The organism is Syntrophorhabdaceae bacterium (assembly GCA_028713955.1).
Taxonomy (GTDB): Bacteria; Desulfobacterota; Syntrophorhabdia; order Syntrophorhabdales; family Syntrophorhabdaceae; genus UBA5609.
On record JAQTNJ010000007.1, the window covers coordinates 1 to 26,995 of the forward strand.

Below are 26,995 nucleotides of genomic sequence, written 5' to 3' on the forward strand. Positions count from 1 at the left end.
CCTCGCTCCTTTAGTTTCTCCGGTTCTAACTTTGAACCTTGAACCCTCCGCCACTGCACCGGAGGACAGGCATAGAACATTGAACAGTTGTTGCTTCCGCCGTTAGCTGAAAAAATTATTTGTATTTTTCATTTCATAGGGATAGAATGGTTTCATCCAAGAACGGGGGATGCGTAATTGGGGAGAAAAGCAGTCTATATAATTTGAGATCACGTTTTGTGATATCAAAATGGGGGGGGACAACATGGAAGCGCTTATTCCTGTCGAAGTGATCGAAAGAAAGATCTATTTCATTCGCGGTCACAAGGTCATGCTGGATGAGGATCTGGCAGAGCTTTACGAAGTGCCTACCAAAAGACTGAATGAACAGGTCCGAAGAAACGAAAAAAGGTTTCCTCAGGATTTCATGTTTCAACTATCCGGCGAAGAAGCTGAATCTTTAAGGTCGCAAAATGCGACCTTAAAAAAAGGACGGGGCCGGCATCGTAAGTACCTGCCTTATGTTTTTACGGAACAGGGTGTTGCTATGCTCTCTACCGTATTAAACAGCGACAGGGCCATTGAAGTAAACATTCAGATCATGAGGACATTCGTAAAGCTAAGAAAGATGATAGCCTCACACAAAGATCTTGCCAGGCGGCTTGATGAACTTGAAAAGAAGTATGATACCCAATTCAGAGTTGTTTTTGAAGCAATACGACAATTGATGATCCCACCGGAACCGAAGAAAAAAAGGCGTATCGGATTTCTGAGGGACGAATAGTTCCTTTAGTCTAAACCTTGAACGTTGAACAGATTTCGTTCCTCGCTATGAACTTCAGCAAAGACAGAAGAGAGCAGAGACTATGCAGTATGCAGTAAAAGATTTCCGTGCTTACTCCATACTGCCTACTATAATTTTACTTATTTCGCCCTCAGCTCTCCGCTCTCAGCTATGCCTCTGACACCCTGTTGTCAGTCCTGCCTGGTATAATAGCTTGTGATCATTGCTGATCGCTGACGGCTGATAGCTATAAGCTGAAAAAATAATTTGTATTTTTGATTTCATAGGGATAGAATGGTTTTAAAGGGTTCAGCGTAAGCAACGGGCAGGCTGAGGTTAAGACTGGGGCCAAGCAGTTCTTCCTATGCCTTATGCTCTTGCAGCAGTTATCAGCCATGAACTATGAGCCATGAGCTGGTTTATGTGGTGGGGTTTCCAGTAATACAGTTTCTTGTGTTTATTGAGTTCCTTATGTTTTTTGCGTTTGAACGTAGAACATTGAACGTTGAACGGTAGTTATAAATATGGGGGACAATTCTTGCAGCAGAAAATAACTGAAAAAATGATGATAAAATACATGAACCACAAATTCCGTTAATCTATCTTAAAATGGGGAGGATGTTATGTCCAATAAACCACCTATTAAGCAATTTGCCTTTGGTACCTGTGCTTTTGCCAGTACCAGTCCGGAACGTGGCAGAGGGCTAACCAGCGATACCAAAATTCTTAACGTACAGGTAACTTTTGAGGAAGCTCTCAAGCTTAACCTCGCGATAGATGAGTGTATACGTAAACTCAACTCATATAAACGAAGTACGCGCGCAGGTAAAAGTATGGGACTTAATCTCGCAATTCATCTTGAAAAGGGCCGTATTACTATCAACGAGGAAAAGGTAGAAGCTTAAGGGGTAGTGAAGCCCTATTTGAAACGTCCAATGAATAGTCTTGCATTTCTTGCTTCTTAAGAGCATCTCTCCAAAAGTGTTTTTTTATTGAGGTCACAATTTGTGATCTCAAGATTGTAGATAGCAAGAAGTATTGCATGTTAAGCAATGACCGATAGTTTTAAAAGATTTGTATTTTTCCTATCAGTTGGGTAGAATGGCAGTATACAGCATTGGGGTTATTAGGGGATGGGGGAAAGCTTCCTTGAAGCAGAAAATAATTCCAAAACTGACGATAAAAGGCTTGACAGGGAATAGATATTGACCACTGAAAAAATTACTCTCGCACAGCTTGAATCTTTTCTGTTCAAGGCTGCCGATATTCTGCGCGGCAAGATGGATGCCTCGGAGTTCAAAGAATTCATCTTTGGTATGCTTTTCCTCAAGCGCCTCTCAGATGAGTTCGACCGCAAGCGTGAGCAGTTGCGCAAGAAAGATTTTGCCCATTTGAGGGATCAGCCTGATCTCATCAAGGAATTGCTGGAAGACAAAACCTCCTACGGCGAAACCTTTTTCGTCCCGGTACGCGCCCGCTGGCATGAGGCATGGACCGACGAGAACGGTGACCTGGTCCCGGCGTTAAAGGACCTCAAGTACGACATCGGCAACATGCTCAACAAGGCCATTGCCGCAGTCGAAGAGGAAAACGACGCCCTTGCCGGGGTGCTGAAAAACAACATCGACTTCAATGCCGTCAAAGGCAAGACCAAAATCCCCGACCAGAAGTGGAAAGACCTGCTGGACCATTTCAACCAGCCTCAGTTTGTTTTGGTTAATGACAATTTCGAATTCCCGGACCTGCTGGGTGCGGCTTACGAGTATCTGATCAAGTTTTTTGCCGACAGCGCGGGCAAGAAAGGCGGCGAGTTCTACACGCCTGCTGAAGTTGTGCGTCTCCTGGTGCAATTGACCAAACCGGAGGCGGGCAACGAGATTTATGACCCCACCGTCGGTTCGGGCGGTTTCCTTATCCAGTCCCACCAGTATGTGGAGGAACAGGGTCAGGACCCGAACGACCTCGCTCTCTACGGCCAGGACTCCAACGGCACCGTCTGGTCTATCTGCAACATGAACATGATCCTCCACAATATCACCCGCTTCACCATTGAAAACGGCGACACCCTGGAAGACCCGCTGATTCTGGAAAACGGCCAGGTGCGCAGGTTTGACCGCGTGCTGGCAAATCCTCCTTTCTCCCAAAACTACAGTCGGGCTAATATGAAATTCACCAGCCGTTTTCGCGAATGGTGCCCCGAGACCGGTAAGAAGGCTGACCTTATGTTTGTTCAGCACATGCTGGCCAGTCTCAAGCCACGGGGGCACATGGCTACCATCATGCCCCACGGCGTGCTGTTTCGCGGCGGCAAGGAAAAGCTGGTTCGCGAGATATTTATCAACGATGACGTGATTGAGGCCATCATCAGCCTGCCGCCGGGCCTGTTTTACGGCACCGGCATCCCCGCCTGCGTGATTGTGGCCAACAAGAACAAGCCCGAAGCCCTCAAGGACAAGGTGCTTTTTATCAATGCCGACCGCGAATACGCCGAAGGCAAGGCCCAGAACAAGCTTCGCCCTGAGGACATAGAAAAGATCGATTTCGTCTTTACCCACAAGCTTGAGATTCCAAAATACAGCAGACTGGTAGACAAAACCGAAATCGTAGAGAACCACGACTATAACCTCAATATCCGCCGCTATGTGGATAACACGCCCGAGCCCGAACCGGAAGATGTTCAGGCGCACCTGATCGGCGGTATCCCCGATGCTGAGGTCACTGCCCGTGCTGCCCATTTCGCCCGCTTTGGGCTACAAGCCGATACCTTATTCGAGCGGGAACGTCCGGGCTACCTTCTTTTCCGTAAGCCGATCGAGGCAAAGCAAACTATTAAGATCACACTCGAAGCCGACCCCGCACTCCGGCAAACACTCGCAGTACACCACGATACTCTGGAAGCCTGGTGGGCTGTGGCCCGCGATGACTTTGCCGGCCTATGCGATGGAAAGAAGATGCCGGAGGTGCGCCACGAACTGCTGACCACGCTGAAAGACAAACTCATCCCCTTGAGTGTACTCGATGAGTTCAAGAGCGCCGGGGTATTTGTGAACTGGTGGCAGCAAATACGATATGACCTGAAGACCATTATCTCTACAGGTTGGCACCATGCGCTGATTCCTGACGAATACCTCATTGCCAAATACTTTCAGACCGAGGCCGACGAGATTGAAATGCTGGAAACGCAGATCAGCGAGTACATAAGTGAGTTGACCGAGGCTGTAGAAACGGCGCAGGAAGTAGCTGCCTATGAACCGGAAGAAGATGAAACCGTCACGGCAGTCGTAATAAAAAAGATCCTCAAGGATTTAATAGACGACCTCAAGGGCAGTACGGGCGACTCCGCCATGAAAGAACTTGCAACGTTACAGGCACAGGAAAAGATAATCGCAGGCATTGAAAAGCGCATTAAAGAAAGCAAGGTGGCACTGAAGACCAAGACCGATGAACTGGAACTCAAGCTCCAGCTTAAACGCTTGGGAGGCGACGAGTTCAAGGCTGAAAGCCAGGATCTGATCCGTCAGGTGGATGCCCAACTGGCGAACATTGATAATGAGCACGATGACCATAATGATCATGATGAGAATAAAAACAACAAGAACAATAAAAGGAGAGCCGCTGCCCTTAACAAGGACAAAGTCGCCCTCGAAGTGCGACTCACCAAGACCGACGCTATCCTCATTGCCATCGGCGGCCAACTGACCGAGGAAGAGGCTCGTCGACTTATCCTGAAAAAGCTTTACGACCTCGCGAGCAGTGAACTGAACCGCTATCTGAATACCGAAAAGCGTGGGCTCATTGCCGTGGTGGAGAATCTCTGGGACAAGTACGCGGTGTCGAGTCGGGAACTGGAATCAGAACGAAGTGAGACCCTGAAGACGCTGGATGGATTTTTGAGAGGGTTGGGGTATTTGAAATGAGCGTGACGATACACGAGGTTCAGAAACTTCGGGACGTTGTTACCCTTGAAAAAGGTAAACCTCCTGCCCAACAGCCTTATTTTGGGTCCGATGCGGAACTGTATCTCACGCCAGAATATCTTAGGGGGAGGGCACCAGCACAGCCCGTTAAACCAAGCGCAAACGCCGTTCGGGTCTCTGACGATGACACAATTCTTCTATGGGATGGTTCAAATGCAGGAGAGTTCTTCAGAGCGCGAAAAGGTATTCTTGCCTCTACAATGAGTCGGATTAGCCATGATGATGCTTTCGACAAGGAATACTTTTTTTACGCGGTTAAGAACTGGGAATTATATCTCAAGGGGCAGACTTCGGGCTCGGGCATTCCCCATGTAGATAAAGAAGTTTTAGGTAAGCTTGAAATTTATCAATTTGAAAAGTCTGAGCAGGCGAAAATTGCCGAAATTCTATCGACTGTGGACCGGGCGATTGAGCAGACCGAGGCGTTGATTGCCAAGCAACAGCGTATTAAAACCGGTTTGTTGCAGGATCTCCTCACTCGTGGTATTGATGAACACGGCAACCTCCGCTCCGAAAAAACCCACAAATTCAAAAACTCCCCCTTGGGCAGGATTCCGGTAGAGTGGGGGGTGGATGAGTTTGGGCGTACCCTCGAGTCCGCTGTGGATGGCCCATTCGGTTCTAATCTGAAATCCGACCACTACGTAGCTGAGCCCGGAGTGAGAGTCATTCGGTTGGGAAATATCGGCAATGGGAAGTTCTTGGACCAAGACAAAGCGTGGGTATCCAGTGAACATGGGAGGTATTTATCCAGACACTCCGTTCAACCCAAGGATCTACTTATTGCATCACTTGGTGACGAAAGGCACCCTTTTGGAAGAGCATGCATCTACACCGACTATGTCCACGAAGCTATAGTCAAGGCTGATGTTTTCAGAATCCGCTGCAACCGGGAAAGGTACATTCACCCGTTTGCAGTTCACCTATTTAACTTTCCGCGTTGGCGGCAGGGGTTGTTTGCACTTGCTCAGGGAATGACACGCGATCGAGTGAACCTCACAAACCTGATGTCATTACAGCTACCAATCCCACCTATTGCAGAGCAGGAGGCAATTGCATGCACCATAAGTTCGCTATATACGTTCTTGGATGAATTGGAGCAGCAGCTAGCTAAACTTCTTTCCCTCAAAACCGGCCTAATGCAAGATTTGCTCAGGGGCAAGAAACGCGTCACAGCTTTGCTGAGTTCGGTTGATGTGAACGACAAAAAGAAAGGTGTTAGCTAATGGAAATCAAGCCGGTAGCTGATATCCTATTTGAAAATAGCCTCGGGGCGCCGACATTAAATGCATTGATCCCGAACGCGGACAATTACACTGTGTTTGCACTACAACCGAAGGGTGATATTGAGGCGAGCGCTGAAGGTGTTCGAAGTCGAGACCAAGCTCTTGCAGCCCGGCAGTTTGATGTCTTCCTAACATATGCAAAAGAAACACAAGCCGATGTTGTAATAACACCTGAATATTCGATGCCATGGGAAGTTCTTAAACAGGTGTTATCGGACTGCAGAGGGCCTGTTCAAGGGAAATTATGGGCATTAGGTTGTGAAAGCATAAAAATTAACGAACTCGAATCACTCAAGGCTATTCTTGCGCCATTCGCTAAGGTAATCTATGAACCTCTTGATGCGACTTCAACAAGATTTCTCAGCCCTCTTGCCTACGTTTTCGTTACGCCGCCAGCCACGGGCGATGGCGAAGCAAAGACTGTATTGCTAATTCAATTCAAGACGCATGCAATGGGCGATCAGGACCATTTCGAAATTAATGGGATGTTGTCCGGCACTCGCATTTACCAATTTGGAGGCCATGGGCAACATCTGAAGCTTGTATCTCTAATCTGTGCCGATGCCTTTGCATTAACAGACGACGTAGCTGAAGCCATTCACGATCGCGCCCTAATACTGCACATACAATTGAACCAAAATCCGCGCAATGAATGGTTTCTCGGGTGCAGAGAGCGACTCTTACACTATGATGGTGATGCGACCGAAGTGCTATGTTTGAATTGGTCAGAAGATGTGAGGATGTATATTGACGGTCATGAGAGATGTTGGAAGAATATCGCAGGATCAGCATGGTATTTGAAAGCACGAGAGTTTGACAACAGAGATACCACGATTTGCAACAACCACAAGAAGGGTTTTTATTATACGTGGCTTCAGCCGTACCGATCTCACACGCTATTCTTTAACTATAAACCTGCTGCCTTCTTATTTGTCGCGACAAAGGTAGCACATATCGCAGTTGCGGGGCCTGTTTCAAGAAGACGTGGTCCACTGCTAACTAAAATATGCAACTGGGACGATGAGACCGGTAGTTGGGTCGAGAAAACCACTGCTGATGACGGTTTTTCTGGTGTGGTTACAGAAAGCGGTAACGCGCAGGGAGAGATTAAACGAATAGCAGATGTAAATCCGCTGGAAGCGGAACGTATCCTTGCATTATGCGCTGGTGAAATCAAAGATAACGAGGACTGGAATGAGGACTGGCATAAAGTTCATCTTTTGGACTCTTGCGTGATTGAGTCATCAGAAATCATTCGAAGAGTCACCTTTGCTCAGGATACACACGAACAAGCTAGAAGATTTAGAATAGCGAGGCTGAAGCGTTGTTCCCATTTATGGGAGATAATTAAAAACGAGGAATTGCCACCAGCGCTTTCAGATCTTAAGTCTGGTTTTAGATTTAAGTGGTCACCTAATTTTCCTCAACAGAATATAGAATCTACTAGCGGAAAACGTGCAACTGTAATCTACATGGGTGAGGAATGTAGTCTCACACATGTAGAGGCCACAGAAAAGCATATGGCGGATTATCTGCATAAGTCATCATCGGATGCAGATCAAAGTTTGGCTGCGCAGCAGCGGCTCCATGTTTGGTATCGTGATCAAACGGGTACCATTGTTCCATATAAACATCATCGATACGTCAAGATAGATCAAACCCGTGACAGATCCCCCTTTGATATAGGGAGGGAAGAATGAGCTTAAATTTTATTGAGATGAAAGAGCGCTTTGCAGCTCAGTACCCCGATATGCAGCAAGTGGAAGATTCGATCATCCGATTCACGAAAAGGGCGCATCAAAAACCTTATGCTGTCTATTACCTCGACTTCACAAAGGACTTACCTGGAACAGAAGAGAAATTGAGCAAGTATCAGGATCGTATTATCGGACGATATTATTTTGAAGGTCGGCCGAGTCTTCAATGGAGTAACTACCTTTATTTTATTACTAACCAAGAATTGCTAACAAAAAACGAAGTGCGGCAAGCCAAAGAATTGATTGAGCGTGATCGAAGCTATGCTCGTAAATTTGTAATTACGGAAGAGGAAGTTGACTCAATACTTTCACCGTTGGCGGTAGTAGCTCCTGATACAGCACCACACACCAGTATTTATTCAATTTGGGTTGACCGTCTTGTCAATGCGGGTATTGATAGGGCGATTTTAAGTGATGATAATATGCCCGCTCGAATAAAGTTGATCGAATCATCTATATCTGAGACAAAGAAGAGATTGCAACCAATATCGCAGAAACTCAAAATCAAAACGACACCATTTATCAAATCATTAGAATTGATAAATTATCTCGATTTTCCACAGCAAAGAAGGTTTGATTTTGGCACAGTAAATCTTATTTTTGGTCCTAATGGATCAGGGAAAACATCTCTTTTGGAAGCAATAGAGTTGTTTTATTGCGGTCGAAACAAAAGGAATGCGAATTCCCCCATCCCTTATAAGCTGAGTGTAGAGCTAGTAGATGGCCAGATTGAGCAAGCCACTGATAATCGAATTGCATCGAAATTCCGTAACTTTAATTTACTCTGGTATGGCCAAACTGAAATTAAGACAAACAATCTTTATCAAAGTTTTGCACGGTTCAACTTCCTCGATACTGACGCAACTGTGAGCCTTACAGAGTTAACCTCTTGTTTAGAAGATGATCTCTCTAAACTATTGGTGGGTTCTGACGCTGCTAAAACATGGGACAATATAAAACGAGTGAGTGATGCTCTTTTTATAGAGCTGCGGGGCCTTAAGCAACAAAAACAGTCAATTGAAGGAGAAATTACTACTTTAGAAAAACAGATCGAATTCAACGGCAAAATTAAGCACGAATCCGATTCATTCCGCATTCGTTTAGATGACATTATGCGTAGAATTGGCTGGCCTGTTATTAAAAGCGATAAAACGACATTTTCTAGCACTCTTGCTGAGCCGCTCGCTGAAATGGTGACAGTGGCACAGCAAGCAATCGCGCTCAAGTGGCTGGAGTCACCAGTGACGCTTAATGGACTGGCTAAATACTGTCATGATGCGAAGTCCATTATCAAAATAGTTGAGCCTGACATTTCTCATTTAGAAGAATTGAGAAGAAATCAAAAGCATTTAAATGAATTGATAAAGCGAGACCGAGAAACCTTGGCGATGCTGCAGCAGGCAGATAGACTGATAGAGACCGGCGTCGCCAGCCTTGTAGAGGAGCAAAGCAAGCTACAGAAAATAATTTCAAGCCATACCGGATGGCTAACTGGATTAGATGATATTAACATTGATCTGATTGCAGTTGAAGATCGCGACAATTCGTTAGCCAAATATCATCGGGCAATTTTACAAACGCGGTCTGAAGCAGAAAATCTTTTAATTAAGCAAAAGAGTGGCTATAAGAAGTTTAGCGAAGCACAGGATCGTCATCTTGGTCTTGCTCAGGAACTTCGACAGATTGCGGACAAACTATTAAAGATCAGTCCGAAGGCTGATGAATGCCCACTTTGTCATACTCAATTTAAGGTTGGCGAACTTTCAAAACATATGACGGTTGGTGTTGACCAGCATCTCGAAACACTTGGACAGTCATTTCTTTCACAGATGAAAGAGCAAGAGGAGGCAGTACGCAAGGCAGTTGCTGTCGAGTCAGTTATAACTTGGCTGATGAATTATTGTGAAAATACAGGGCTAGCGCAAAATATTACGGTTCGTGAGGTGCTATTTGCAGTAGAAAAAGCTAAACAAACTCTTGCAACGTCCAACTCGCAGCTTAAAAAACTTTCTCGTGATCTCGAATCTCTTGCATCACAAGGGGTATCGGTTGAGATTATGGAGGAAGTTTCCATGCGTTTACGAGATATTGGTTATCCTCTTGCGGAATTCACACGTGAAGCGTCAAGTCAATTACAATCCGTGATAAAGCAGAACATGGCAACGCTGTTGCAAACCCTTGAGGATGATAATTGTAATATTCATACGTTGCAGGAAAAGGTTATCTTGACGCTAAGCTCAATCGCAACCACTACAGATGCGTTTGAAGAATTATCGCAACTAAAAGAAAGATTAGCCTCTACAGAGCCTCTCAAAAAAAGTCTTTCTATGTTTGCGTCTACATTTCCGTGGTCCGATAAAAAGCCACTTGCAGAGTTACTCGTAGAGGTGGAGGTGATCCGTCAGCTTGCCGCAAAATTACAAACGGCTCTTGACAGAGAAAAACAGGCGGATGTCAATCTTGCTGATAGCGAAAAAAGGAAAAAACAACTTGAGCAGAAGTTGTTTAAGTTAGACGAACGACAAAAGAAATTGAACGATTCTTTTGTCGTTCTCAACAATATGATAAAGAACGATTCTTTAGAATCTGCAATGAAGTCGGCACTCCAGGAAAATCGTGCGGGTATAGAGACAGTCTTCTCTCGAATTCATTCACCAGCGGAATTCAAGGGGATTGGCTCGGATTGGACATCGCTGATCCGTAAAGATGGCAAGGAGTCAAGCCTTAGTCAAATCAGTACGGGACAAAGAACTGCATTTGCACTGTCAATCTTTCTCTCGCAGAATGCTCAACTCGGGAAACAAGCGCCGCCAGTGATTTTAATCGACGATCCGATTGCTCATATAGATGATTTGAACTGTTTGTCCTTTCTTGACTACTTGCGCGATCTGGTGTTAACGAACCAGAGGCAGATTTATTTCGCTACTGCAAATGATAAGCTTGCCACGCTGTTTGAGCGGAAATTTGATTTTTTAGGCGAGAAAGATTTTCGAAGGTATAATCTTGGGCGAGAAAAATAAATAACATGAGTCTCGACAAAACACCACAGCATATCAAACTTGACGAACGTAACCCCGTCGATATACTTCTTTCTCATCCCTGGTTGGCTAACAACCATGCGGAATTGGAGGCATGTGCATGAATACAAACCTTCCCACAGCACCCGAATCTGCCGAGATCATTTTCTACCAGACCGAGGACGGACAGACCCGGCTGGAAGTGCGCTTGCACGACGAAACCGTCTGGTTGACGCAGAAGGCATTGTCCGAGCTTTTTGGCGTGCAGGTCCCGGCTATCAACAAACATTTGAAAAACATCTTCGAATCCGGGGAGTTGCTTGAAGATTCAGTTATTTCCATTTTGGAAACAACTGCCGCCGACGGCAAAAGCTACAGCACCAGATACTACAATCTTGATGCCATCATAGCGGTGGGCTATCGTATAAACAGTTTTCAGGCAACACAGTTCCGTATCTGGGCAACCCGGACGTTGAAGGAATTCATCATCAAGGGTTTTGTTCTGGATGACGAAAGACTCAAACAGGGCAATAGAGTTTTCGGCAAAGATTATTTTGACGAATTGCTGGAGCGCATACGGGAAATCCGGGCGAGCGAGCGGCGGTTCTACCAGAAAATAACCGACATCTATGCGCTGTCGGCGGATTACAACAAAGATGCCCCCCTGACAAAGGAGTTTTTTGCCACAGTGCAGAACAAGCTCCACTGGGCGATTACCGGGAAAACTGCCGCTGAAATCATTTACAGTTCCGCAGACGCGACTAAGATTTATATGGGGCTTACGAACTGGAGATATGCGCCGGGGGGAAAGATATTGAAATCTGATGTGACCACCGCGAAGAACTATCTGAGCGAGCACCATATCAAAGAATTGAACCGTATTGTATCTGCCTATCTGGATCTGGCCGAGAACCGTGCTGAGAGGCAGATTCTCATGAAAATGGAGGACTGGATCGAATTCCTCAACAGCTTTCTGGAGCTGTCCAATTACCCTATCCTCGAAGATAGCGGTAAGGTTAGCGCATTGGAGGCCAGGCTTAAAGCCGAACAACAATACGATGTCTATCGGAAGCGACAGGACGCCGAATATATATCTGATTTTGACCGAGATATAAAGAGGATTGAGGGAAAGAAATGACCCAGGACAAAACACCCCCGCACATCAAACTCGATGAACGGAACCACGTGGAGAAACCCCTCCTCGATCAACTTGATGGGCTGGGTTGGCAGATCATCGACCTCGACGGCAAGCAACACCCCGGAGACACCTACCGCCAGAGCTTTACGGAAGTGGTGATGCTCCCGGTGCTTCGGGAGCAGCTCAAAGTCATCAACGACTGGCTTGAAGACGATCAGGTAGAAGAGGTAGTCAAGCAACTCACCGCGAGTTTTCCCGGTACGGGATTGATTCAAAATAACCGCCATGTTTTCACTCTGCTTCTGGAAAACACCAGCGTGAGCGAAAACCGCAAAACCGGCGAGAAAAGCCCGACTGTTCGTTTTGTTGATTTTACGCACCGGGAGAACAACCGCTTTATCGCAGTGTGTCAACTCAAAGTGCGCGTACTGGGTACCGAGTACCACATCGTACCGGACATTGTGCTGTTTCTCAACGGCCTGCCGGTGGTGGTGATCGAGTGCAAATCACCAAAGGTCAAAGACGCCATCCCTGAAGCTATTGACCAGTTGCTCCGTTACAGCGAACAGCGCGGAGTCAGGGGCGAAGGCAGTGCACCGCTTTTCTATTACAACCAGATTGTGATTGCCACCTGCCGCCAGGAGGCCAAGTTTGGCACCATCACCACTCACAGCGAGAAGTACTTCTACCGATGGGCCGATCCTTATCCCCGCACGGTGGATGATCTGGACCATGGCGAAAGCAGCCCCAATGACCAGCAGCGCCTGGTTGCAGGGATGCTCGACCGCGACAATCTATTGGATCTTGTTCGTATCTTCACCTTGTTTTCAACCAATGACAAAGGCGAGACCATCAAGATCGTGGGGCGCTACCAGCAGTTCCGCGCTGTAAAGCTGGCGGTCAAGCGCCTTCAGACAGGCAGGAATCCTCGCGAACGCAGCGGCATCATCTGGCACACCCAGGGTTCAGGCAAATCGCTGACCATGATGTTCATGGTGCGCGAGATGTACCGACATGCCCAACTCTCGAACTGGAAGGTGGTTTTTGTGACTGACCGTACCCAACTGGAAGGGCAACTCACAGAGACCAGTCAGAGCATCGGCTTTACCGTGAAGGTGGCCGACAGCATCAAGATGCTCAAGAAACTCCTGCGCTCCGATTCCTCGGATCTGGTGATGGCCATGATTCACAAGTTCCGCGAAGCCGATCTTACCGAAACCTTCCCGGAATTGAACCCAAGTCCTCATATATTGGTGATGACCGACGAGGCACATCGTTCCCAATACGCCATGCTCGGGGCTAACCTTGACAAAGGTATCCCCAATGCCGCCCGTATCGGCTACACCGGTACGCCCATCGACAAGACAGAACGTGTTTTCGGCGACTACATCGATAAATACACCATGCGCCAGTCCATCGATGACGGTGTGACCCTGGAGATTGTCTATGAAGGCCGTACTCACAATGCCGAAGTGACCGATCAGGCAGGCATGGATACTGCCTTTGAGGATGTTTTCAGTGATTACAACCTTCAGCAGCGTATGGATATTCTCGGTTACGGTTCCCGCGAAGCCTACCTGGAATCTGAACCCACTATCAAGGCCAAGGCCAAAGATATGGTAACCCACTACCTGACGCATGTCTTTCCCAATGGCTATAAAGCGCAGGTGGTAGCCACGTCCCGCGAAGCAGCGGTGCGCTATAAAAAGCACATCGACGCTGCCATGGCGGCTGCAATTGCCGGCCTGGAACAGACCAACCCGAAGAGGCTCGACCTCGACCAACTGGGAAGGTTGAAGACTGACGTCATTATCTCCGGCGATCACAACGATCTGCCCCACCTCAAGGCATACTCTGATAAGTCCAGGCATGAGACCAGCATAAAGAGCTTTAAGATGGCCTTTGGCAGTGAAGAGGAAGGTGTCACCGGCGACATGGGTATTCTGATTGTCAATAACATGCTGCTTACCGGCTTCGACGCACCAGTGGAGCAAGTGATGTATCTTGATAAGGTAATCATTGCCCACAATCTCCTCCAGGCCATTGCCCGTGTGAATCGCGTGGGTGGCGAGTCTAAGGATAAAGGATTCGTCGTTGATTATGTGGGGGTTGGCCACCATCTGAAAAGGGCCATCGACAACTATGATGAGCGTGAACAAAAGGAAGTACTTGATACCCTGAGTTTCCCCGAGGAAGAATTGCAGGAGCTGAAAACGAGCCACGCGGCCATCATGGCCCTGCTCAAAAAGCATGGTTTGACTGACCTCTCCGATCACGACGCATTCTTCGATCTGTTTTATGATGAAGACCTCCGATTCGATTACATGCTGGCGTTCAAGAAGGTGACCAAGTGTCTGAACGTGGTCTTCCCGGCCCGGCAGGCCCTCGACTATATGGATGATTACAAGGCCCTTACCGAGATTAATGTGCTGGCAGGGAAACATTTCCGAGATGAAAGTTTGAGCATGAAAGGTATCCCGAGCAAGTTGCGCAGCATCACCGACACCTATCTTGAGTCAAAAGGGATTGATGTGAAGATCGAGCCGATCTCCATCCTTGATGCTGACTTTCAGAAACAGGTCGATAAACGAAGCCGTACAAAGACCAAGGCGGCAGAGGTGGAACATGCCATCCGCCATCACCTCGATGTTGAGCTGGACGATGACCCTGACCTGCAAGCCTCTTTTGCTGAAGCATTGGCGATGATCTTTAAAGAGTTTCGCGACAATTGGAACAAAATCTACGAAGAACTGGAAAAGCTACGGGTGCGCATCATTAACGCCGGTAAGGAGCCTACCTATGGTCTGCATCGTAAAAAACAGATGCCCTTATTCCGAATGTTCAAGAGGGAAATCTTTGGGGAAGATGATGTTGAATTTCCCCCAGAACTATCTTTAGCCGCAGAGCCCCGGAGCGTATATAGCATAAACGAGGAAGATAGGGTCAGTTGCTTGGTTGACCTGACGCAGAAGGTCTTTCTGGTTGTAGAACGGGAATTGAAGCTTACCGGTTTTTGGGAAAGCATACCGGCCAGGAACAAATTAAAAGCGGAGCTTCAAAATATACTGCTTGCACCTGAATTCTCCAAACTTCCTGGAGTTGTAAAAAATCGCGCCCACATCATCTCCCGGATAATGGAAATTGCCTATAAGAAAAATGACATCATTCTCTACGCGGAGTGATTGGGATGGACTTGGGATACACCATTCAAAGATCGGCCAAGCGGCGTAAACTGACCATCACGGTGGAACGAGATCGCAGTGTCGTGGTGCATGCGCCGGAGAAAATGTCCGACGAAAAGATTCGGCAGGTAATCGAGTCAAAGCGTCAATGGATTTATAAAAAGATCGGCCATCCCCAGAAATACAGGGATTTGCCCCACGCACCGGGGAAGGAACTGGTCAGCGGTGAATCGGCGTTTTATCTGGGCCGGCAGTATCGCATCGAGATAGTCAAAAAGGGTTTAACAGAGATACAGTTTACGCAACGATTCCTTGTTCCGGGAACACAAGGGATGAAACGAGAGGAGGCTTTGCGGGAATGGTATTTCGGCAAGGCCAAAGAAAAGATTATTCCTCGAGTGAAGGTTCACTCCCGTGGCCTCGGTGTCGATGTTGGCCGGGTCAAGATCGTTGACAACCGCTACCGCTGGGGTTCCTGCACTCTGCACAACAATGTCAATTTCAACTGGCGGCTGATTAAAGCCCCGATGTTTGTCATCGACTACGTTATCGTCCATGAACTTGCTCACCTTATCGAAGCCAACCATACACCCAGATTCTGGAATATCGTGCGAGTACAAACTCCTACCATGGAGAAGGCAAAGAACTGGTTAAAGGAGCACGGACAATTGTTGGAACAAACAATATGAGTAAACACATCTGGGGGGTAAAAGGGACGCTCTTGATATGTTGCCAGGTGAATTCCACTTCAAAGTGCACCACGAAGGGCCTGACGGTACACCTCATAGGGTGTCTGGTAGTTGAGGGACTGCCGCCGGCGATCTTACATCAGAAGGTCTGCACCTGGGTTATGTTTTCTCGGCTTTAGTGTTTGCCGCTTAAATAGGGACAATAGCTGTCGGTTTTTATATTTTCAAACTTTATGCATCCTGTCGTTCTGGATAACACAAGTAAACCAATGGGGTCAGGTCTTTTATTATAAGTTTGTCTTGCTTTCCCACATCTTTCTTGGTATCCTACCCCTATGGCACGCCCCCTCCGTATCGAATACCCCGGCGCCCTTTACCATGTTACCTCCCGCGGGAATGCCAAGCGGAAGATATTCAGGAACGATATAGACAGGATGTATTTTCTTGATCTCCTGGGGAAAACCGTCACACGGTATCACTGGATATGCCATGGCTACTGTCTGATGGACAACCATTACCACCTGGTGATCGAGACCCCAGAAGGGAACCTTTCCCGCGGCATGAAGCATCTCAACGGCGTCTATACCCAGAAATACAACTGGCGGTACAAGAAAACGGGGCATATTCTCCAGGGCAGATTCAATGCGATCATCGTCGATAAGGACAGCTATCTTCTTCAACTCTGCAGGTATGTGCTCCTTAATCCCGTACGGGCAAAAATAGTTGAAACCCCTGATCTCTGGAGATGGAGCAGCTATAACGCAATGACAGGAAAGGAAAAGCAGCCAGAGTATCTCACAACCGACTGGGTGCTCGGACAGTTCAGTGATCAGAAAAGGCGTGCCCACAGGTTATTCAAAGATTTTGTGATGAAGGGTATCCATGATACTACGCTCTGGAAGAATGTAAAAGGACAAATTTTTCTCGGGGAGAAGGAGTTTATTGAACGATGCAAAAGGATCCTTGGAAAGTATGATGCGTTACACGAAATCCCTCGGTCGCAGCGGTTTGCAGACAGACCTTCTTTAGAACACCTCTTTACAGACAACATACAACAACAGAAGCAGGAACGAAACAACGTTATCCATGATGCCTGCATCCAATACGGATATACCCTGAAGGAGGTTGCCGACTTTCTTGGTATCCATTATACAACAGTGAGTAATGTCATCCGGAATCATGAAAACGATAAAAACTGATAATAAAAGACCTGACCCCAAGGCTCAAGGCTCCAAGGCTCAAGGCTCTGTGGTTTTCTGCCCCATGTCGAGATCATTGCTCCTCTGGAACTGCGGGAAGATCTTCTCACCGATCTCAATAGGGTGATCCGTAAACATACATCGAAAAACAAATGAATGAGCAGCGGTCCCATAGCATCCATGTCCCCGATAACCTCGATGTCAATGAGGATTTTCAGCGTGCCCTTAACATCATGAACAGCAATGCCCGGTGTATCTTTATCACCGGCAGGGCAGGGACGGGTAAATCGACTCTCCTCACCTATTTTATACAAAAGACCTTAAAGAAGGTGGTTGTCCTGGCGTCAACCGGTGTTGCCGCCTTACGGGTACGGGGGCAGACTATCCATTCCTTCTTTGGCTTCCCACCCCGGATCATTACCGGTGAAGATATCAAGGCGATGAGAAATCGTGAGTTGTATGAAACCCTTGACACTGTGATCATCGATGAAGTTTCCATGGTGAGAGCGGATCTGATGGACGGCATAGATCAATTCCTCCGCATAAACCGCAACGAGAGACGCAGTCCCTTCGGCGGCGTGCAGATGATATTTTTTGGAGATCTTTTCCAGTTGCCGCCGGTAATATCCGGTGACAGTGAAGGACAGTATCTCAGTTTTCGCTATGCGAGTCCTTACTTCTTTGATGCCCATGTGTTTTCTCAGGTTAATATGGATGTCGTTGAGCTCAGGAAGGTATACCGTCAGAAAAACCGCCGGTTCATCACTATGCTCAATACGATCCGTGAAGGTCGCGCAGACAGTGCTCTGATCGCAAAGATCAACGAGCGGCACGGTCCTCCACCTCCTCCTGCATCCGATCTTGTCACCTTAACAACTACCAATGACAGAGCATTAACGATAAATAATGCAAAGCTGGCAGAACTTCCCCACAACGAATTTAATTTTTACGGTGTTCCGGAAGGGGAATATTTCCAGGGGCAGAAAGAATTTCCTGCTGACCTTGTCCTGAGATTGAAGAAAGATGCGCAGGTGCTTTTCGTAAAGAACGATATGAAGAAACGGTGGGTCAACGGAGATATCGGCACTGTTGTCACGGTCGATTACAACATGATCGAGGTCGGAATTAACCGCAATAATCGTGTCACGGTTTACCCCGTGGAGAAGGAGACGTGGGAGGTGATCCGTTACCGGTTCGACCATGAGACCGGCAACATCGTCGCGGACGTTGTGGGAAAATTTACCCAGTACCCGTTGAAATTGGCCTGGGCGATAACCATCCACAAGAGCCAGGGAGCGACATTTGACAGGGTCCATATAGACTTCGGCAGGGGTACCTTCGCCCACGGTCAGGCATACGTGGCGCTAAGCCGCTGCCGGTCTTTTAAAGGTATGACCCTGGAGAGGCCGTTTAGGTTATCGGATATACGGGTGGATGGGAGGATAGTGCATTTTTTTAATAATGCGTTAAATCGTTAGCGTCACCGGTATTAGACAATGTCAGGGAACGGGGGACGACCGTAAATAAGTAAATAACTCATAACATATAGCCTTTCTCACTGACAATTCTCTCACCTCGTTCCACAGCATAGCCTACAGCAGGCGGCGTCATGTTGAGAAACTGAGCTACCCGGGAACCCCTCTGGGGTCCTGCAATCCAGCAAATCACACGAAATGAATGAGAAAGCATTCGAAGGCAGGCCGGCAAAGGAGATAGCAGGTTATTTTGGTGTTCATTATACAACGGTGTGCAGGGCGGTGAAGAGGGCAGAGGACACAATGCATGATTGCAAGACCTGACCGCAGATGCATGACCCCAGATGCACCAGATGCACTGACGCGCAATGTCGGCAACTGTCATGCATATCTCCGATGGCAGCACGTTCGTCGCGAAAGCTGCCGACGTCCCTGAACGCCCTTCGCCTGCCTATTCGATAAAGGGAACAGGTTGACATATTTCCAATATATGGTATAATACCACCAATATGGCGGCGCGCCTTATATACCACGTAAAGCAATATAGGGCGGACGGTTCTGTGGAAGAGATCAAGATATGGCAGGTACCCAAAACAAAGGATAAACCTTACGGGTTGAAATACTCTTTTGCATATATAGCGGGCGGTGAACGTGTTGTTGGATATGATAATTATGAGGGAAAAGGCGACCATAGACATTATAAGGGAAAGGAATATCCATACAGATTCAAAAGTCTAAAGGAGCTATGGAGAGATTTTAAAAAGGATATACAACGATCCAGGGAAGGTGGGAGATGAAGATTAAGAATATCAAGATTGCAATAAAATCAGATGAAGAGCTATTCAGTGAGGCCAATGCTGTATGGGAAAGAGCCGGACGCGGAGGTAAGGTAAAAAGACATGAAGGTCTGTACTTTGAAAACCTTGAGGCTATGAGAAGGGTACTCACGGAGAACCGTCTCAGGATTCTTAAGGTTATCAAGAAAGAACACCCTTCATCGGTGTATGAACTGGCAAAAATCCTCAAGAGAGACTTCAAGAACACCTATAATGACGTCCAGATTCTCGCAGAGCTTGGCCTCGTTGATCTGAAAAAAACAAAAGAAGGCAGAGAGCGCAGTACCCCTATTGTGCATTACGAAAAGATCCTCTTGGAGATACAGGTTGTCTGAAACCATTGCTTTTTGTGAAACAGACCGGTGATGCCAGCCCTGCTCCTTTTTGTTGACAATCGCTCGTCTTCGTTTTACCATCGAAAAGGAACCCCTCTGGGGTCTTGCAATCCAGCAAATCACACGGAATGAATGAGAAGGTATTTGAAGGCAGGCCGGCAAAGGAGATAGCCGATCATCCTGGTGTTCATTATACAACGGTGAGAAGGGTGGTCCATCTGACCCACGAACTGCCATGTCCTCCATAAGGAACCGTGGGTAAAGGGCCGTGGGGACAGTCAGTATAGCTTGCTAAGTTTTGCTATTCTTGACTCTGAGCAACCGAAGTATTTCTGCCTTCTGTGCTTCTTTTTTTACGAGGTCCGGTGGGCCGGCTTTCTCAGGTTCGATGGCATTGGGAGGCAATTTGTTTTCTTCTTTATATTTCCTTATAACCTCCAGGAACTGCTGTCCGTAGGCTTCGAGCTTTTTCTGCCCCACGCCGGTTATATTTGCCATTTCTTTAAGGGAATCAGGAAGCACGTCGGTCAATTCTCTTAGCGTACGGTCATGAAAGATTACATACGCAGGGAGGGAAAGCTTGTGTGCCAGTTCTGATCGCAAGGAACGAAGGCGCTCCCAAAGATCAGGGTGATATTGTTTGCGGGCAGTTCCATCTTCTTTCTGAATGGAATCCGGCGCCGATGCTGTACGCCGCTGCTTCGCTTTTTTTCTGACGGGAACAGGATCTTTCCTCAATTCGAAGACTTGCTCGCCTCTGAGGACAGGCCTGCACCGTGAAGACAGTTTGAACCCGCCCTTGCTTTCCATGTTGACTTGGAGCAATCCGGCTGCTGCCAGTTGCCTGAACACAGACTTCCACTCCATCGCAGAGAGCTCTTTTCCGATGCCAAATGTCGAAACCTTGTCGTGTCTGAAAGAACGGATCCTTTCGGTCTCTTTCCCTGCAAGGACATCAATCAGGTAGTTGGCCCCGAACATCTGCCCCGTTCTATATACACAGGACAGTGCCTTTTGGGCCAGAAGCGTACCGTCGAAAGTCTCAACCTTTCCCTGGCACGTATCGCATGTTCCGCATGGCCCGACAAAATCTTCATCGAAATAGTTAAGCAAGACCTGCCTGCGGCACTTCGCGGTCTCGCAATAACCCAGCATCGCTTCCATCTTGCGATGCTGAATATTTTTGAACTGTTCGTCTCCCTGGGATGATTCGATCATCTGTCGGAGAATTATTACGTCTGCCAGGCTATAGATCATCCAGGCATCTGCGCTTTCACCGTCGCGCCCGGCACGCCCGGTCTCCTGGTAATACCCTTCAAGCGTTTTGGGCAGATTAAGATGCGCGACAAAGCGAATGTCCGGCTTGTTGATGCCCATGCCGAACGCTATCGTTGCAACCATAATAGTGCCGTCGCTTTCAAGAAACTGTTTTTGGTTTTTCGTCCTTGTTCCATTGTCAAGGCCGGCATGATATGGAAGGGCTTTCAAGTTCATTTCAGCTAAGAAGCTCGCTATCTCTTCTGTTTTTTTCCTTGTCATGCAATAGATGATGCCGGATTCGCCCGGGTGTTCCGATCGGAGGAATTCCAGCAACTGAGTTTTTTCATTATGCTTTACTTCTACCCTGTAATTGATGTTCGGACGGTCAAAGCTTGAAATAAAATGTTTGGCATTGCCAAGCTTTAGCTTATCGATGATATCTCTTCTCGTGATCGCGTCAGCCGTTGCTGTAAGGGCAATGCGCGGTACCTTGGGAAACATGTCGGCAAGGATATCAAGCTGAAGATACTCCGGCCTGAAATCATGCCCCCATTGGGATACGCAGTGAGCTTCGTCAATTGCGAAGAGGCATATTTTTGCCGAGTTCAGCAAGCGCAGAAAGCCTTCAGTGACAAGCCGTTCAGGAGCAACATAGAGCAAATCCAGTTCGCCGTTGATCACCATCTTTTCAACAGCGTAGGCTGCCCTGCCGTCAAGGGTGGAATTGAGAAAGCCGGCCTTGATACCAAGTTGGCGCACGGCGTCTACCTGGTCCTGCATAAGGGCAATGAGAGGCGATATCACTATACATATGCCGTCCCTGATAATAGAGGGGATTTGATAGCAGATCGATTTTCCGCTGCCCGTCGGCATAAGCACGAAAGCATCGCCTCCTGAGAGCAAATGGTTTATGATCTCCTCCTGACGAAGACGAAAACTATTGTAGCCGAAGTAGGTTTTCAGAACCTGATACGGGGATCGAACATTGATTGGCTCTTGCATCAAAGACCTCGCTTGAAAGAACTATAATGCTGAAATTGTAAGCCGCGAGAAATAGTATCAGGTCGCATCCTCAAATGTCAATCGTCATAGCATAAGTAGTAAAACACGATTATTTAAAGTCCCTGAACACGCGAAATAGATCAATCATGTTTTCCCTGACACCCTGCTGTCAGCGGCCTATACTATAATAATTACATGAAAAACAAATAATTACGGGGGTATGAGATGGGAAAGAAGGATGAGTTTAAGACAGATAACGATATTATTGATGATGATACAAGGAACCGGGTTCCTGAATTCAAACCGGTCCCTCCGCCTTCGAGGCGCTTGATCGTGAAGAGGGGCGGCCGCAGCATCACGCGGCAGATCCCCAAGCCGATAGTCCTTGTGGACACGCGAGAGAGGGATCCCCTCAGCTTCAGCGATTTCCCGAACTGGATCGCGGGAGAAAGAAGACAAAAGCTCGAAGCCGGTGATTACAGCGTGGAGGGCATGGAGGATCTCCTTGCGCTGGAAAGGAAAACGCTCTCAGACCTTATAACGACCGTCATACTGTATCGGCCACGATTCTTCAGGATGTGAGAGACATTAACCCGGCCCGCCCGATGCGTGGAAGCCCGATACGATATACCGGTTATCTATACCTTCTGCTACCAGCCGTTGGCAGAAGAGAAGGCCGCGAGCTGGCTGTCAAAGCACTTCACCTACTAGTACCTCGAGGAGAACGGATTCGGTAGGGTACTGCAGGAGGGGGACCTGTGATGATTCTTTATAAAGAAGATAGTTAATCGTCAATTTTCTCTGTAACGCTTGTCTGCACCATACCTTCCAATAAATATTTTCATGACTGACCAAATGCTGTCAGGGTAGGTGGTGTATGCTCAACTATTATGACAAAAACCTTTTGACGGAGGTGCATATGGCCAGAAGGACATCGAGGAGAAGATCGGCATCCGGGTTTTGCTCGGAGTACATATTCAACTCGCACTTTGAGGAAAAGAAGATATGCAAGTACCTTATAAATCTTATCAGGTCCAAATTCTACTCTTTTAAACCACAGAAGCTCTTTGCGATGGTATGCACATTTATTGGCACATCAGCCCTCACCGTCCTGCACGAGAAACATCCTGACCTTATCACCCAGGATGTCCTCAACGATCTCGCCGGTTGGGAAAGCCAGGAATACGAGAGATTGTCCCAAAAATTGCTGCCGGTTAACGTCCAGCAGCTGTTCCTGAAAGAGGACGCACTGCCTATTCTGTCGGAAAGGTTTGAACAGCTCTCAAAGCAAAAACCATCAGAAATGGATAAGCGCTTCGATATACTCCAGGAAACCTTCAGGCTTTCTTCCGCGGAGATGGCTGTCATCAGCTTACGTTATCTCATAAACGCCTGCCAGTTCCTTTGTGACGGGCTATCGAACAATAACAGGCTCATTGACTTTACTGACAGTTCGGTTTTCAAGAGCCATGGTGATGCGATTTTAGGGATCAGCAAGGCCTCAATCTCTGAGGTTTTTGGAAATTACCGCCTTTTTGATATGAATGTGTTGAAGTTCTGGTCCAACCGCACCTTTGATCTTGAGGATTGGTGTGTAAACTATCTGTCCGGTTTAGGTGATAGGGACCTGGCGTTCGATTTTTTCACGAAAGAAAATAGAACGATCCTGAGCCCGGCCGATTTCGACCTGCCGGCAGACGAACTCCTCATCGTCGAGAAGCTGATCCAGACCGAAAAGCCCCACAATATCCTCCTCTATGGTCCGCCCGGCACAGGGAAGACCTCATTTGCGCAAAGCCTCGCGAAGCATTACGGCAAGGAGCTGCTGACAGTTAAAACCCCCAAAGATGATAATCATAAGGACAGGATCCAGGCTATCTACGCTACGATTAATTTTACCGGCAGCGATAAACCGCTGGTCCTTGTTGACGAGGCCGACAATCTTCTGAATACCTATAATTCTTTCTTCTTCAAGAGTCAGACCAATAAAAGCTGGATCAATAATTTTCTTGAGACCCATGACCAGAAGATCATCTGGATCACTAACCGCCTGAGTGAGATCGACCCGTCTACTATGAGGCGCTTCTCCTTTGCCCTGGAATTCAAGACCCTTAATAAAAACAGCCGCCTGAGAGTGCTCAGGTCCGAGTTAACGAGACACGGCTTTGCGGAATATTTTACCGAGGATGATCTCCGCAACCTCTGCGACAGCTATTCAGTGAACGCCGACGGCATCGTGAAGGCGATCGATATGCTCCAAGCCTGCAGCGCGACTCAAAAGGACAGATTGATCCCGGAGCTCAAGACGATCCTGTCCAATCATGAGAAGGTCATGACGATGAAAAGACAACCTCACGGCAAGAAAAGAGATCTCGCGTCATATTCCCTGGAAGGGCTTAACACCTCGCACGACCTTGAAGGTATCATCGCGGTGGCAAAGAGGTACGTAAGCGGAAAGAACGGCACGGGAGGGAATGTGGCGCGGTCTCTCACACTCCTCCTCCACGGACTGCCGGGTACGGGCAAAACGGAGTTTGTATACTACCTGGGGGAGGCGCTCGGCAAAGAGGTGGTCATAAGGCGGTGCAGCGAGATCGAGTCGATGTGGGTGGGGCAAACGGAGAAGAACATTGCCGAGGCATTCCATGAGGCCCAAGGCAGCGGTGATATACTATTTTTCGACGAGGCGGACAGCTTCCTTTTCCCGCGGAGGGACGCGCGCAATTCATGGGAGAAGACCTTCACGAATGAGATGCTCGCGCAGCTTGATAACTATACGGGCATCGCGGTCTTCGCGACGAACGAGATCGAAGGGCTTGACAACGCGGCGATCAGGCGGTTCAAGTTCAAGATCGAGTTCCGCCCTCTTACCCCGGAGGGCAACCTGCACTTCTATAACGCGATATTGAGCCCCCTTGCGAGAACGAACGGTGGTCCCGACAGAAAGGAGATGCTCGCGATAGCGGAGATACCCAACCTCACGCCCGGCGATTTTGCCGTTGTCAGAGACCAGTTTTCACTTGAAGAGCCAGCCAATATCACCCATAAGAGGTTGATCCTGTCATTGACGGTTGAAGCGAGCCATAAGGCAGCAACAAAGAAAATAGGTTTTTTAGCACACTGACATAGTGTTGTCAGTCGCGTGTGATAATATGAAGAAGATAACAAAAGGGGGGTCTGTAATGTCCTACAAGTTTGATTCTTTGACCATCATTCTCAATAAGATCGACAGCGGGGAAAAGGTGACCGTCCAGTCCCTCATGGAGGCCCTTGAGGTGACCGAAAGGACCATACACCGCTATATGAGCACATTGCTCGTGGCGGGGTTCCCGGTCGAGTACGACAGGAAGATCGGAAGCTACGTCTTTAGCGAAGGGTATGCACTCAAAAAGCCCGCCCTTTCCATCGAAGAGACCCTTGCCTTTGCCCTCGCAAAGAAGCTGTTTGTCGGGTTTGGTCCCGGTATGGAGAAAAACCTTGCTGACATCGAGGACAAGCTCTCGATCAAAAAGGCGAATGCCCTGAAGCATATTGTCCTCACAGCAGAACCCCTGCCTGCCGGGTTAGAACAACATCTTACCGCAATACATCAGGCAATTATCAATTACCAGAGAGTGATACTCGTCTATAAGGCGGTGTATGCCGATCAACCGACAGAGAGCAAGGTAGACCCTTATTACCTCTTTTTCCGTGACGGCTTCTGGTATCTCAGGGGATTTTACCAACTGGAAGAGGGCATGAGAACCTTTGCCCTCGACAGAATCGCTTCCCTGAGTCTCCTCGATGAACATTTTGTGCCCGAATCGATCTCGCCCGAGGATGAGCTGGCAGGGGCATTCGGGGCGTTCGTGGATGGGGAACCGGTTGAAGTCGTCCTGAAGTTTGACGAAGATGCCAGGCCCTTCATCAGGAGGAAGAAATGGCACAAAAGCCAGAAGGAAAAGGAACTGGCAGACGGAAGGCTTGAGGTGAGGTTTATGGTCAACGGCATTGCAGGTATCAGACCATGGATCTACCGTTGGCTGCCGTATGTGGAGATTGTTGCGCCCAGGGAACTGCGAACTGCCCTGAAGGCAGACCTTATCGAGGCGATGAAAAAGCACGGGATAAAAGGCCGTTGAGGACTCTATGAAAAATAATCAAAAAGAGGCTGCTAGGAAAGAAGACGTAAAACCGATCGAAATAGAGATCATCAATTACATACACCAACATCACCCGGAATGCTCTGCCACAGGGTTTACGATGAATGCGGATTTTATCATGCTGGTCCTTGATACAGCGAACAAAATAATAATCGATAGAGAGCCTGGGCTGGAGCCCGGTGACCTCGATGATGAGCTAACCGACGAAGAGGCCGAAGAGATCTTGCGGAACATGCCGCAAGCTGCCATCACGCAGCCGTTAGCCCACGAGTCTGTCCGCTTGATACATGAAGAATACGTCGCTTTGTCATACAGAAAGTTCCTTGCTGAAAGCGCGGATGATGACTGTGCGATGGCATGGGAGTTCAACAACCGTGCGAATGCGAGGGCAGGGTTAGGGCGGTACCTTGAGGCACAGATGGATTATAACAGGGCATGCGACATAGACCCGGGCGATCCCACGCATTTCCTCAACAGGGCAGGGTTCTTTGTGTCGCTCGGACTGATTGATGATGCGTTAAGAGACTGCCTGCACGTGAGCAAACTGCTTAGAGAAGATGACATAGCATGTTATGGGGACCTGTTTATGCTTGCAAATATATTCCGGCAATGCGGGGAATATCTCTTGGCCGCCCAGTCATTATTGAGGTTCCTCAAGCTGGTAAAGTCCCTTATACCGTATACGAGGAGAGAGGATGATAGCTACATCATTCAGAAAGACGGTCATACTATTCATACTACCAGCCTTGTCGATCTTGAAGAAATATCCTCGTTTATTAAAAACATAGAGGATGGCGGCACATGCGGGGAGAACAAAAAGTTTGGATCCCTGGTTGAAACAATCAAAGAAGAGTTTTCTGCCTTGAAAGTTCTTGTCGGTATTATATAATGAAGCAAGGGGTACATATACCAAACGGCGGGCATATCTGTTTTGCGT

At 47.8% G+C, this 26,995-nt stretch carries 20 protein-coding genes; 19 read left to right on the forward strand and 1 reads right to left on the reverse strand.

All coding sequences use genetic code 11. The annotated features are described in order from the left end of the window. The first annotated feature begins 244 nt into the window (after positions 1-244). From PHU49_01355 to PHU49_01425, 15 genes are all read left to right on the forward strand, one after another. A complete protein-coding gene (locus tag PHU49_01355) occupies positions 245-763 on the forward strand; it encodes an ORF6N domain-containing protein (protein ID MDD5242638.1) in 519 nt (172 codons plus the stop codon). A gap of 623 nt (positions 764-1,386) precedes the next feature. Next, positions 1,387-1,668 carry a hypothetical protein gene (locus PHU49_01360; protein ID MDD5242639.1) on the forward strand — a complete coding sequence of 94 codons (282 nt, stop codon included), beginning with the start codon at positions 1,387-1,389 and terminating at the stop codon, positions 1,666-1,668. Between the two features lie 300 nt (positions 1,669-1,968). Further along, a complete protein-coding gene (locus PHU49_01365) occupies positions 1,969-4,680 on the forward strand; it encodes a type I restriction-modification system subunit M (GenBank protein ID MDD5242640.1) in 2,712 nt (903 codons plus the stop codon). Beyond that, positions 4,677-5,966: a restriction endonuclease subunit S gene (locus PHU49_01370; protein ID MDD5242641.1), complete on the forward strand. Its 1,290-nt coding sequence runs from the start codon at positions 4,677-4,679 to the stop codon at positions 5,964-5,966. Before PHU49_01365 ends, PHU49_01370 begins: the two co-directional genes overlap by 4 nt. Next, complete coding sequence (locus PHU49_01375) at positions 5,966-7,726, forward strand: hypothetical protein (protein ID MDD5242642.1); 1,761 nt, start codon at positions 5,966-5,968, stop codon at positions 7,724-7,726. Before PHU49_01370 ends, PHU49_01375 begins: the two co-directional genes overlap by 1 nt. Continuing rightward, a complete protein-coding gene (locus PHU49_01380) occupies positions 7,723-10,803 on the forward strand; it encodes an AAA family ATPase (GenBank protein MDD5242643.1) in 3,081 nt (1,026 codons plus the stop codon). Before PHU49_01375 ends, PHU49_01380 begins: the two co-directional genes overlap by 4 nt. 118 nt (positions 10,804-10,921) lie before the next feature. Further along, positions 10,922-11,938, forward strand: a complete 1,017-nt coding sequence (locus tag PHU49_01385; GenBank protein ID MDD5242644.1) for a virulence RhuM family protein — start codon at positions 10,922-10,924, stop codon at positions 11,936-11,938. Further along, complete coding sequence (locus tag PHU49_01390; protein MDD5242645.1) at positions 11,935-15,120, forward strand: type I restriction endonuclease subunit R; 3,186 nt, start codon at positions 11,935-11,937, stop codon at positions 15,118-15,120. The genes PHU49_01385 and PHU49_01390 overlap by 4 nt, the downstream gene beginning before the upstream one ends. A 5-nt stretch (positions 15,121-15,125) precedes the next feature. Then, a complete protein-coding gene (locus PHU49_01395) occupies positions 15,126-15,809 on the forward strand; it encodes a SprT family zinc-dependent metalloprotease (protein MDD5242646.1) in 684 nt (227 codons plus the stop codon). 335 nt (positions 15,810-16,144) lie between these two features. Continuing rightward, on the forward strand, positions 16,145-17,008 hold the full coding sequence (locus PHU49_01400; GenBank protein ID MDD5242647.1) for a transposase: 864 nt from the start codon (positions 16,145-16,147) through the stop codon (positions 17,006-17,008). 152 nt (positions 17,009-17,160) lie between these two features. Further along, positions 17,161-18,486: a DEAD/DEAH box helicase gene (locus PHU49_01405; GenBank protein ID MDD5242648.1), complete on the forward strand. Its 1,326-nt coding sequence runs from the start codon at positions 17,161-17,163 to the stop codon at positions 18,484-18,486. A 195-nt stretch (positions 18,487-18,681) separates the two neighbouring features. Next, entirely contained in the window at positions 18,682-18,807 is a 126-nt protein-coding gene (locus PHU49_01410) for a helix-turn-helix domain containing protein (protein MDD5242649.1), read from the forward strand. Positions 18,808-19,043: 236 nt separating this feature from the next. Further along, positions 19,044-19,280, forward strand: a complete 237-nt coding sequence (locus PHU49_01415; protein ID MDD5242650.1) for a DUF6516 family protein — start codon at positions 19,044-19,046, stop codon at positions 19,278-19,280. Continuing rightward, positions 19,277-19,654: a hypothetical protein gene (locus tag PHU49_01420; GenBank protein MDD5242651.1), complete on the forward strand. Its 378-nt coding sequence runs from the start codon at positions 19,277-19,279 to the stop codon at positions 19,652-19,654. The genes PHU49_01415 and PHU49_01420 overlap by 4 nt, the downstream gene beginning before the upstream one ends. 128 nt (positions 19,655-19,782) lie before the next feature. Next, a complete protein-coding gene (locus tag PHU49_01425) occupies positions 19,783-19,902 on the forward strand; it encodes a helix-turn-helix domain containing protein (GenBank protein MDD5242652.1) in 120 nt (39 codons plus the stop codon). 43 nt (positions 19,903-19,945) lie between these two features. Here the strand turns inward: PHU49_01425 and recQ are convergent, their stop codons facing one another. Then, positions 19,946-21,916, reverse strand: a complete 1,971-nt coding sequence (recQ, locus tag PHU49_01430) for a DNA helicase RecQ (GenBank protein MDD5242653.1) — start codon at positions 21,914-21,916, stop codon at positions 19,946-19,948. Positions 21,917-22,141: 225 nt separating this feature from the next. Here recQ and PHU49_01435 point away from each other — a divergent pair, with 225 nt between their 5' ends. The 4 genes from PHU49_01435 to PHU49_01450 all read left to right on the forward strand — a co-directional run bounded on the left by PHU49_01435 (position 22,142) and on the right by PHU49_01450 (position 26,947). Then, positions 22,142-22,498: a hypothetical protein gene (locus PHU49_01435; GenBank protein ID MDD5242654.1), complete on the forward strand. Its 357-nt coding sequence runs from the start codon at positions 22,142-22,144 to the stop codon at positions 22,496-22,498. Positions 22,499-22,835: 337 nt separating this feature from the next. Further along, entirely contained in the window at positions 22,836-25,040 is a 2,205-nt protein-coding gene (locus PHU49_01440) for an ATP-binding protein (protein ID MDD5242655.1), read from the forward strand. Between the two features lie 58 nt (positions 25,041-25,098). After that, complete coding sequence (locus PHU49_01445; protein MDD5242656.1) at positions 25,099-26,037, forward strand: transcriptional regulator; 939 nt, start codon at positions 25,099-25,101, stop codon at positions 26,035-26,037. A gap of 7 nt (positions 26,038-26,044) precedes the next feature. Further along, positions 26,045-26,947 (forward strand): hypothetical protein, encoded by a 903-nt coding sequence (locus PHU49_01450; GenBank protein MDD5242657.1) that lies wholly within the window; start codon positions 26,045-26,047, stop codon positions 26,945-26,947. The last annotated feature ends 48 nt before the right edge of the window (positions 26,948-26,995 follow it).